Annotated in this window: 7 protein-coding genes; 1 reads left to right on the top strand and 6 read right to left on the bottom strand. The window is 65.5% G+C overall.

The window, feature by feature from the left end; translation table 11 throughout:
* Positions 1 to 3: 3 nt before the first annotated feature.
* Genes AVKW3434_RS23580 through AVKW3434_RS23595 form a run of 4 tightly spaced genes read right to left on the bottom strand, consistent with a single transcriptional unit; the run spans position 4 to position 7,838 of the window.
* Positions 4 to 543, bottom strand: a complete 540-nt coding sequence (locus AVKW3434_RS23580; RefSeq protein WP_284407767.1) for an SMI1/KNR4 family protein — start codon at positions 541 to 543, stop codon at positions 4 to 6.
* Positions 544 to 5,445 carry a DUF6531 domain-containing protein gene (locus AVKW3434_RS23585; protein WP_284407768.1) on the bottom strand — a complete coding sequence of 1,634 codons (4,902 nt, stop codon included), beginning with the start codon at positions 5,443 to 5,445 and terminating at the stop codon, positions 544 to 546.
* Between the two features lie 3 nt (positions 5,446 to 5,448).
* A complete protein-coding gene (locus tag AVKW3434_RS23590; protein ID WP_284407769.1) occupies positions 5,449 to 6,564 on the bottom strand; it encodes a 3-oxoacyl-ACP synthase in 1,116 nt (371 codons plus the stop codon).
* Entirely contained in the window at positions 6,561 to 7,838 is a 1,278-nt protein-coding gene (locus AVKW3434_RS23595) for a hypothetical protein (RefSeq protein WP_284407770.1), read from the bottom strand. Before AVKW3434_RS23595 ends, AVKW3434_RS23590 begins: the two co-directional genes overlap by 4 nt.
* A 56-nt stretch (positions 7,839 to 7,894) precedes the next feature.
* Between AVKW3434_RS23595 and AVKW3434_RS23600 the strand changes: the two genes are divergently transcribed.
* Positions 7,895 to 8,884, top strand: coding sequence for a DUF2169 family type VI secretion system accessory protein (locus AVKW3434_RS23600; RefSeq protein ID WP_284407771.1), 990 nt, complete (start codon positions 7,895 to 7,897; stop codon positions 8,882 to 8,884).
* Between the two features lie 19 nt (positions 8,885 to 8,903).
* On the opposite strand, the gene AVKW3434_RS23605 is transcribed toward AVKW3434_RS23600, so the two are convergent.
* The gene (locus AVKW3434_RS23605; RefSeq protein ID WP_272567725.1) at positions 8,904 to 9,356 is read right to left on the bottom strand and encodes a hypothetical protein; all 453 of its coding nucleotides are present in this window, start codon (positions 9,354 to 9,356) and stop codon (positions 8,904 to 8,906) included.
* Positions 9,357 to 9,367: 11 nt separating this feature from the next.
* The coding region (locus AVKW3434_RS23610) for a type VI secretion system Vgr family protein (RefSeq protein WP_284407772.1) at positions 9,368 to 10,665 on the bottom strand (1,298 nt) is incomplete at its 5' end.

The following is a 10,665-nucleotide window of genomic DNA, read 5'->3' on the forward strand; positions in this document are numbered from 1 at the left end:
ATTTCAGTCTTCTGGTTGATAGAAAAGATCGAGAAATTCTGAAAAATTGGACGCTAACATTTCCATATTCTCATAATAATTTTCAACGCCATCACCATCAGATTCAAAATTATGATCCCAGTAATATATCCCTCCAACCCCATCCGTTTTCATTAGGATCAAATCGCTACTACCTGCCGAAGCGATTGGCAAAGTGTTATTTGGTATTCTATCCTTATATATTTCCAAATAATTATCAATCGAGTCATAGAAGCCGCTAGGGGCATTCAATGCCAAAAGAGAGTTCACAACCCTTATATTGCCTTCTGTTTTAATAGCATTTGGAATGGGAATTCCACCATTATTTTTCAGAAGAAAATCCCTATAGTCCTCTGGCAGGTTAAAATCCGCCGCCAACTTATTCAAATCAATTGCTGAAGCAGGATGTGTGTCGTACATTTCCAACATCATTTTTTTTTGCTTCTTATCAAGCCCAAAGCCCTTGGAATCCAAATCCTGAATCTCCTGTTCAGATAGACCCAAATTTTTAACTTGCACCATCATTCATCTCCTTGTATTGCAAACCGCAGCACCACCTGTGTGCTTCACGGCATCATGGATATCCTTTGGAACCAGTTGAAATTGCCCATCTTTTTCTGTGTGATGCCATGTGTACTCTTTACCATTCATAGTTATTTTGCTCGACGAGCCAAATGGATTTCCTTTTCCAAACGCAGCTTCGTTGGCACTTTTAAAATCTTTATAATCAGTCGTGAAAGATCCAACGTCTGCTTTTCTAAGGGCATACCTTGAGAAATCCGGGAACCCCCTCATATTAAAAGGAACCCCGTGTGGATATCTACCTCTCACATTTCCTGGCAAATCGCTGCCATTCATTGTTTTGCCAGCAAAGCAGCGATTAATTGGATAGCGGCCATTAACTGGCCGAACCAAGGTCCTGCTTGAATGCGTTGGCGCCCCCAGCCGGGGCATTTTTATTAAGCCAGAAGGATCAATCCATGAAGAGGTATTTGGTCCATAGGTAAAAAGATTCTCACCTCCGAGCAAGCCAATCGGATCCTGATGCACGAACCGCCCCGTCACCGGATCGTAATACCGGAAGCGGTTGTAATGCAGCCCCGTTTCCCCGTCGAAGTATTGCCCCTGGAACCTCAGCGGCTGCTCCACCAGGTTGAGGCTTTGGACCTCTCCGCTGGCCGCCAATGCCAGCGGTCTTTCATTGGCCGTGAACACCGCCGATTCCCCATCGGTGCCCGTCCCCGTGCGAAGCATCTGCAGCGCCTGCGCCTGTCCCCACACCTTATAGCTGGCCGCCCACACGATCCGCCCCGCCTCGTCCGTCAGTTCCTGCGGCGCCCCGATCTGGTCGCACTGGTAGTAGTAGATGGCGAAGTCTTTGTCTTCGATTTTCTCATTTGCTACATCTTTTGTAGCAATATGCCCTAGTGGTATTTGCGCTGGAGCCTGTTTCGCCTCCGACTCCAGTTTGGCCAGCGGCACGAAGCTGTCCGGCTCGTACAGGTATTCGCTGACTTTGCTGCCCCGTATTTCTCCCGCGAGCAGGTCGCCGTCATACACGAACCGGGTCCTGCCGAAGGCGTCCGTCTTGTCGATGCGCCGCCCCAGCGCGTCGTAGCGGTAGCGCGTGGTCTGCACCGTGGCTGCAGGCTCGGCCTGCACCTGGCCGGCAGCAGGCACCGATTGCAGCGCGGGACGCTCCCGGTAGCGCGTGACGGTGGCCTCCACGATCTGGTGCTCCGCGCTGTAGCGATAGTTCTGCACCGTGTGCCAGCCCACCAGCCGTTGCACGACGTTGCCGTGCAGGTCGTAGGTGAACCGCAGGTCCTGGTACACGGTGAGACGGTTGGTGGGCACCTTCTCCCACTCGTGGCTCACGCCGCCGGCGCTTTGCTCGCCGCCCCGGTTGGGGTTGAGCAGGTTGCCGGCCGGATCGAACGTGAATTGCTCGCGGTCTTCTCCCTGCTGCGTACCTTGCGTCGTGCTCCGCGTGCCTTTGTGCGCCGACAGGATGCGGCCCAGCGCGTCGTAGCGGTATTCGCTGGCGCCCCGCAGGCTGTCCTGCGTGGCAGTGAGGTTGCCGCCCCGGTCGTACTGGTAGTGCCGCGCAATCCGATGGCCTGAAGGAAGGTGTGGCAGACGGGCCAGCAGGTCGGACAGGCCCGGTGGGCCGGACATGGCGGTTGGTGGGTCCCGGTCCCGCAGCGACGCCTCCGTGGCTGCGCCGGGCAGCGTTTGCAAGGCGGCTTCCCGGCTCACTTTGTGGGCCACCAGCCGGCCCATGGGGTCCAGGCCGTAGCGGCTGGTCAACGCCCCTTGCGTGCGCGAGATCTCATGGTGCAGCGCGTCGCGCTCCATGTCGCTGACCGTGTGGCCATCCACCCGAATCTGGTGCAGGTGCCCGGAGCCGTAGTACAGCCATTGCACGTTCTTGCCGCTGGGCAGCACGCTCTCTGTTCGGTTGCCCAGCGCGTCGTAGGCGTGGCGGAAGGTGAAGTGCCGATCCGCCTGCGCCTGCGCACTGTCTGCCTGGGCATCGCCCAGATGGACCTGCGTTTCCTCGACCAGTTGCGAGAGTGCGTCGTAGGCGAACCGGACCTGGGCCTGCCCGTTGGCACAGCCGACCATGCGCCCGAGCAGGTCGTAGGTGTAGCTGGCCGTCTCTCCGTTCGTGTGGGCCTTGGCAAGCAGCCGGCCCAGCAGGTCGCGCTGGAAGTGCGTGCGCTTCGGCAATGGCGCATCGGGTGCCATGTCGTACGGCGTGTCCGGCGGCTCGGCCGCATCGCGTTCGTGCAGCTCGGTCAGCTCGCCCGCCGCGTTGTATCGGTAGCGCTGGATGCGGCCATCGAAACCGATCTCCTGCACCAGGTTGTCGGCCGCGTCGTAGTGGAACTGGTACCAGGCGCCGTTCTCGTTTTGCAGTGCCACGAGGCGCCCCACCGCGTCGTAGCGGTAGTGCAGGCTCTGGCCCTGCGGGTCCTGGCGCTGCACGGGCTGGTCCAGGCCGTTGTACGCATAGCGGGTGATGGCGCCCTTGGGGTCGGTGTAGGCCACCAAGTTGCCCTGGGCGTCGTGGTCGTAGCGGTGCTCGGCCCCGTCGGCTTCGGTGACGATGCGCAACTGGCCCAGCGCGTCGTGCTGGTAGCGCGTGGCCTGGCCCAGGGCATCGACGCTGGCAGCCAGATTGCCCAGGATGTCGTATTGGTAGCGCGTGGTGCGGCCCGAGCAGTCGGTGTACGCCACGAGCTGGCCGGCGGCGTCCCATTGCAGGTGTTTTGTCTTGCCGTGGGCGTCCTCGATGGCAACGGGCAGGCCGCGCGGATCGTATTGGTAGCGGGTGGCGTGGCCCAGCGCGTCGGTGTGCTGGCGCAGGTCGCCGCGCGCGTCGTAGTCGTTCTTCCAGACGTGGCCCAGGGCGTCGGTGATCTCGGTGGGCAGGTTCAGCGCGTTGTAGCGCAGCCGCGTGGTGGCGCCGGCCGCGTCGGTGACAGCGGTCAGGTTGCCACGGGCATCCCATTGCCAGCGGGTGCTGCGGCCCAGGGCGTCGGTGGTCGTGTCGGGGTTGCCGGCGCGGTCCATCTGCGTCTCGGTGCGCACGGGCTGGCCGTCCGGTCCGGCTTCCGTGACGGCGACGACTTCGTTGTGCCCGTTGTAGTGGTAGCTGGTGCGCCGGCCCAGGGCATCGGTGACATGGGTGGTGCGCATCCCCAGGTCGTATTCGAAGCGGGTGTCCAGCAGGCCGGGGGTGTCGGTCCAGGTGCGTACCACGCGCCCACCCGCATCCAGCCGGCTCCATTGCTGGTGGTGGGTGAAGCCGTTCTTGGTGGTGTAGGCCACCATGAGGTGGTTCTCGTAGCGGTACGCCGTGGTGCCGCCCTGCGCATCGGTGGCGCTGGCGAGGTTGGCCTGGCTATTGCCCTTGCCACCCTTGTCGCCCTCCAGGTTGCCCGCGCTGTCGTAGGCATAACGCACCAGCACCCCGCCCTGGTGTTCCACGCCATCGAGGGTGCGGGGCGCGAGGCGCACCTCGGCCAGCAGGCCGGCGTCGGTCCAGCCGAAGCGAAGCTCACGGCCGGCGCTGTCGGTCAGGCCGGCGGGGCGCGGCGCGATGCCGTCCACGCCGGTTTCGTCATAGGCCGGGTAGTGCAGCGTGATGGCATTGCCGTGGCGGTCGCGCAGCCGCGCCAGGGGCAGGCGCCACTGGCCGGGCACGGGCTTGGCGAACTCGTGCCGCAGGCCGTCGGTGGCCTCGACGCTGTAGCGCCCGTCTTCGTGGCGATGCAGCGTGATCTTTTCTCGCTCGTCGAAGTGGCTCTGCCCGGGCGAAAGCGGCGGCAGCTGCACCCTGCGGCCCCGGGCATCGTAGTAGTGCACATGGCTGTGGACCAGGGCCAGCTCGATGCTCAAGGGCGTGCTCCACCCCCAGCCCAGCCAGCCGGGGCGCCGGTCGGCCGAGCGGTAAAAGCGCCGCCATTCCAGCGGCAGCAGGCCGGGCAAGGCAAAGTCGGTTTCCGACAGGATCTTGACGCCGGTGGCGAAGATGACCGGGTGGCAGGTGCCGAGTTCGCAATTGGCGCCGCCCGGTGCGCCGACGTGCACGTCATCGACGATCTTGGCCTGCGTGTTGGGGTTGACCTGGTTGTTCTGCCGGCTGGCAACCGCATTGATCTTGGACTTGGCGCGCTTCACGATCTTGCCGAGCACGAAGCCGATGGTGATGGCCGCCACGCCATTGGCGATCACGTCGGCGATCTGGTCGATCTTCTCGTCGGTCAGGGGCGGCGTGAGCAGGTCCTGCACCTCCTGGGCCAGCTCTGCGATCTGCATGGCGGATTCGGCCATGGCGGCACCGCCCACCACCAGATTGACGCCGGGAATGAGCTTGCCCACCAACTTGAGCGCGGGGCCGATCAGCACGCTCGGGTCGGTGAGCGACTCGCCCAGGGCGCTCAACTGGTCACCGAAGGCGCCGGGGAGCTTTTCGATGACTTTCTGGGCCAGTTGGTCGTAGGGGCCGGGCAGCGCCTTCATGGCCAGGCGCATGGCCCAGCCGGGGTTGATGACCAGGGCGTTGGATTTCGTCGTGTCGAACGAGCGGACGCTGCCCTTGCCTTCGAACTTGGTGTCGCTGCTGTAACTGGTGGGCTCGGCCGCGCCGCCCACGACGGTGGAGCGCACGCCGGCGATGCCGCCCAGCCGATCGGGCGTGGCGGGGATGGATTCGAACCGGCTGCCGGCCACGGAGACGGGCTTGCCGTCGATCTTGAGGGTGGCCGTGCCGTTCTTCAGGCCCGGCCCGTGGGCCATGTTGAGGATCGGAACCGGCGGTCCGTTGGGCTTGGGGAAGACGGGGTTGATGGGCCCGGGAATCATGGCCGGGCTGCGCCCCTCATGGATCGCCCGGCGGTCGTTGACGTAAGTGGCCATGGGTCAGGCAGCTTCGCGGTTGCGGGTGGATGGGGATGGCATCGGTGCGCGGGTGTGATTCCAGGTGGCGACCCAGGCGGCCACGCGGGTGGAGAGGCCGGTCACGCTCTGCAGGCCTGCATGGCCGCTCAGCGCCACGGGCCTGTGCGGGTGATGCAAGTCCTGCCGCATCTCGTGCAGCAGACACAGCAGCAAAGGCACCCAGGCCGCGCCCATTTCGCCGAGGAACGCAGCCGGATCGTGCATGGCGGGATGGCCGTTCTGCGCAGCCAGATGGGCGCTGAGGTTCATGAGTTCGCTGCCTCGCCACGGGCTTCCGTCCATGTCGCTCCAGTAGGACTGCAGCGCCTGGGCGGGGATGTCCGCGGCCTTCAAGGCCTGGGCCGCCGCACCGATGAGCGCAGCGCCCTCCAGGATGGCTTCGCTGCCGACCCGGGAGGCCGGCTCCTGCGCGAACGCGGGCGGGAACACGGTGACGTAGTTCGCCGCACAGGGCTTGCGGGCGAGCCGCACGAATGCGGCCCCTTCGGAGGCGATGAATCCCTCCGTGTGGCCTTTCACCCGGAGCCAGCGCCGTTGGTGGAAGACATCGATGGTGGCCGGGTCCACCCCGCTGTCAACGCCGCCGCAAACCACCTCCGGCACGCTGGGGTGCTCTTGCATGAAACGGTATGCCGCAGCCAGGGCATCCGCCCCGGCCACCGCCCCGCCCGTGTAGAGCATGAGCGGCAGGAACTCGGGTGCCACGTCGAGCGCGCGCGGCAGCTCCAGCGCGAATCGCTGGGTGTCGATGGCACCGCGCAACTCAGGCAGCGGCTCGGGCAGCGCGATGAAGACCGGAATGGGCCGGACCATCGGCCATGCCGCGGTGGGTGCGGTGGTGGGGCCTTGCAGCGCCTCGTGCAGGGCCGGGGCGGCCAGCCGGATCAGCCGATCGATGCCGGTGCAGTCGGCCTCGATGGCCTGCACGCGTGACACCGTGGCCTGGTGATCGATGTGGCCCGTGATGGGCTGGCGGGTGAAGGCCGCAAAGCGGCTGGCCACGGCGCTGCGGGTCTGCCAGGCACGCGTGCCGATGGGCGTGCAGGCGCCGGTGGCCGCAATGATGAGTGGCGTCATGGCGCACTCCCGGCAAAGACGGCCCGCTCGAACACGGAGGCTGTCTGAAGCGCCAGCGCCTGCACGCCGGCCAGGTCATCGGCCTCGATCCACAGCGCGCCGCTCATGCGGGAGACATGTTCGATGTACAGCAGGCGGCGCAGCGGTGCACCCACGCACGCGGCGGCCTCTTCCAGCACGACCGATGGCCGCGGTTTGCCGATTCGCAGAGGCGGGCCGGCGCTGGGCAGCGCCGCCAGGGCCGCGTCCGCCCACTGGGCGCGGTCGCCGGCCGGGCGGGCTCGGTCGAACAGCCCATCGCAGGGAACGCCCGCCAGCAATGCCACGCTGTCGGCCAGTGCCCGGCATGCAAGTTCGTCGTCCCACGGCGTGTGCGCCGCAAGATGGCGCAGCAAGGGGCCGTCACCGACCAGGGCGGCGGCATACAGCTGCTGCGTCCAGGCCATGGCGGGAAAGCGGCCCTCGCGCAAGGCAACGGCCAGATCGTGCCCTGCGCGCGCCGCGCAAAGGGCCAGCGCCACCGGGGAGTCGGGCCATCGCGCCAGCATCGCCTTGGCGGCCGTGGTCTCCTGCGGGCTGCCCATGAGCGCCAGGGAGATCAACCCTGCTTCGGCGTCCTCGCCTTGCTCCACGGCCTGCAGCGCCTTGGCCTCATCGGCACGGGCCACGCAACGCCAATGGCAGAGATTCGCCAAGCCGCCAGGCAGGGGCTCGGCCATGGCGGCCATGGCATCGGCATACGCATCGGACACCGCGGGCCGCGCAATGGCGAGCCGCATCAGAAGGCGCACCAGCGACAGGTGCTGCTGCTGAACCGCCTGGCTTGCGCGCGGCGCGAGATAGCTCGCCACGGCGTCATCGAAAGCGAATCGCAAGGCATGGAAGACCGCGGCGGGGTGGGCTTGCAGATGGCCGTTCCAGAGGTCGGGGGCCACATCGGCGGGCCGGCCCAGTTGCAGCTTGAGGACTTCGATGCAGGCGTGGGCAAAAACGGCCGGGCCTTCCTGCTGCAATTCGTGCCCTGCTGCGGCGATTTCCGCATGAAAATCCGATTCCATCGCGGGCGCATGGGACAGATGCAGCTTGAGCGAGGCCAGGCACTGGACGATGCTGTCGTCGAACACCGCCAGGGCCTCCAGCCGGTGTGCGGGCAGCGTGAGCATGTGGGTGCGGCGCCAGTACTGCGTGACCAGCGAACGCGCCATGCGCAGGGGCAATGCGCGCATGACCGGGATGTCGATGGCGCGCGCCAGGGGAAGACGGGTGACACTCACGCCGACCCCCTCGGGGCTGGCGCATGGCAAGGCCGAAAGCAAAAAGGATGCATACGATGCTGGAAAATTTGACGCCCTTCGCCGCGGAAATCCTTCCGGGCTACGGGCCAGATGGCGGGCTGCAAAAGACCGTGGTCGTCAAAGCCACGCTGGACTTTCGCAATCGGGTGGCGCCGCACGGCACGGGCTTGCCGATCCTGCGTGGCGACCAGTTCTTCGATGCACCGGGCATGGAGGGCGTGGTGCGCTTCGAAAGCGACCTGGTGCCCTTCAAGCCGCGGGTGGATGTCATCGTCAACGCGGTGGCCTACGCGCCCGGCGGCAAGCCCGTCGCCGCGTTCGATGCGGGCGTGACGGTGGGACGCGAGGCGCGCGTGGTGCGAGTCTTCGGCGAGCGCGTGTGGCGCAAGCGACTGGGCTTGTTTCCGGTGGCGGTGGAGCAGGCACCCGCGCTGCAGGTGCCCGTGGCCTATCACCTGGCCTACGGTGGGCAGGACCCTGCCGATGCACAGGCCTTCGCCCCCGCCAACCCCACGGGCCTGGGCTTCAGCGCCGGGCTGCCGCCCGATGGTTTGCCGCTGCCCCGGATCGAATGGCCGGACGAGTTGATCCACGCAGCGAGCGATACGCCCTCGCCCGCGGGGTTCGGGTGTTTCGGCCGCACCTGGCTGCCACGGCGCAAGCTGCTGGGCAGCTATGGGCCGGCGGAGTGGCAGGTGCCCGGCATCGTGGGACGGATGCCCCGATCGTTCGACCCGGCGGCCTGGAACTGCGCGCATCCACGGATGCAGTTTTCTTTCGATCAGGTGACATCCGGCACATCGATCCAGTGGCTCCACTTGAGTGCCCAGGGCCCGTCGCAGATCACCCTGCCCGATATCCGGCCCCACGTTTCCTGGACGGCCGGCGGCAAACGACATGCCGCGTCTCCGCATTTCGACACCGTGACCATCGAGCCCGAGCATGGCCACTTCGCACTGACCTGGCGCCACACGCTGTCGCAGGAAATCCATGGCCAAGTGGAGGCGGTGCAGGTCCATCTCTGAAACGGACGGCGGCCGCCGTTCAGTTGATCCGGACTTCGGCGGCGTCGATGTCCACCAGGTCGCGCGCGTCGTGCTCGATGGTGAGGGCCACGATGCGGGCCAGCCCCTCGGCCGTCAGCCGCAGCGTCGCGGCGCCGGACGAGAGCGTGATGGAGTCATGCGACTGCAAACGGATGGACCGGTCGCTCCATGGCACGGCGGCACAAGGCACCAGCACGGCGGTGATGACGGCGTGGCCTGCACCGGTGCGTGCCAGCAGCACCTCGTCGCCAGGCACGAGCGCAGGCAGCAGCACGCCCACGATGGCATCCAAAGTCTCCGCGCCGCACGCCACGCTGTAGGCGCCCTGCCCGGCTTGCGCGCGCACCGTGGCCTGGCACATCGTGACGGATGGGGTCGCGCCTGCACCATCGCCGTGAGACGGCGAAGAAGAGAGCGAAGCATCGACGGAGGACGGTTGTGCGAGCGCCATGCGGACTCCGGTCAGGTGGGATTGACGTTGGTGTTGGGCGAGGCCACGGTCACGCTGGAGCTGCCGGCCACGTTGATGGTCTGCCCGTTGATCTGCACGGTGCCGTCGCTGGTCATGCGCAGCACCGCCTTGCCGCATTTGATCTCGATGGCGTCGCCCACGGTCACGGACATTTCCTTGCCGACCGACAGCGTGCGCACCTCGCCGATCGTCGTGGCCGCGTTCTTGCCCACGCTCTCGGTGTAGTTGTCGGAGGTGCTGTCGGTGCGGTCCTTGCCCACCTTGCTGGTCTGGCTCTGCCCCACGGTGACCGAGCGCCCCATCAACACGTTGGTGCTCTGCGTCAGGCCCACGTTGACCACCATGGCCGCGCCCACGTTCACGTTGTAGGCCGCGCCGATGTTCATCATCTTGGCCAGCCCCACGTTCTGCAGGTAGGCGAGGCCGACGGTCTCGGTCTTGAAGCTGCCGACCTTGATCGACCAGTTGTTGCCGATCTTGTCCTTCTCGTTGCGGCCGATGGTCTTGCTGCGGTTGTTGCCGATGCTCACCGTCTCGTCGATGCCGACGTCTTCGCTTCGGTTGTCGCCGATGCTGATCTTCTCGTTGTGGTCCACCCGCTCGGTGCGGTTGTTGTGCACGGTGATGGTTTCATCGCGGTCCACGGTCTCGGTGCGGTCGCGGTGGATGACGTTGGTCTCGTCCCGGTCGATGGTCTTGCGCCGGTCGTTCCCGACCCACTTGTCCTCGTCGTTCTCCACTTCGGTGAGCTGGTCCTTTTGCGCATGCAGCCACAGCTGCTCGGCCCCGGCCTTGTCCTCAAAGCGGATGGCGTTGGCATCGCCCGCGCCGTTCTTCAGTCCGTCGCCGAAGGCCCCGCCCTTGCTCGACTTGGTCTTGATGCCCGACTGCGTGGCGTTGGCCGGCAGCGCCCACGGCGGCATGTTGTCCGCGTTGTACACGCAGCCGGTGATGAGGGGGTAGTCCGGGTCGCCATTGAGGAAGTCGACCACGACTTCCATGTTGATGCGAGGAATGAACATAGCCCCGAAGCCGGAGCCGGCCCAGCTGCTGGAGACCCGCACCCAGCAACTGGAGTTCTCGTTCATGGCGCCCACCCGGTCCCAGTGGAACTGCACTTTCACCCGCCCGTACTGGTCGGGCCAGATCTCCTCGCCCGGCGGGCCGACCACCACGGCGGTCTGCGGGCCGGTGGTCCTGGGCTTCGGCGTGGTGCGCGCGGGGGTGTAGGGCACGCTGGTGGGCTGGGCCAGCAGGGTGAATCGCTGGAACGAGCCTTCTTCCTGCG

It is taken from the genome of Acidovorax sp. SUPP3434 (assembly GCF_030159015.1).
Classification (GTDB): Bacteria; Pseudomonadota; Gammaproteobacteria; order Burkholderiales; family Burkholderiaceae_C; genus Paracidovorax.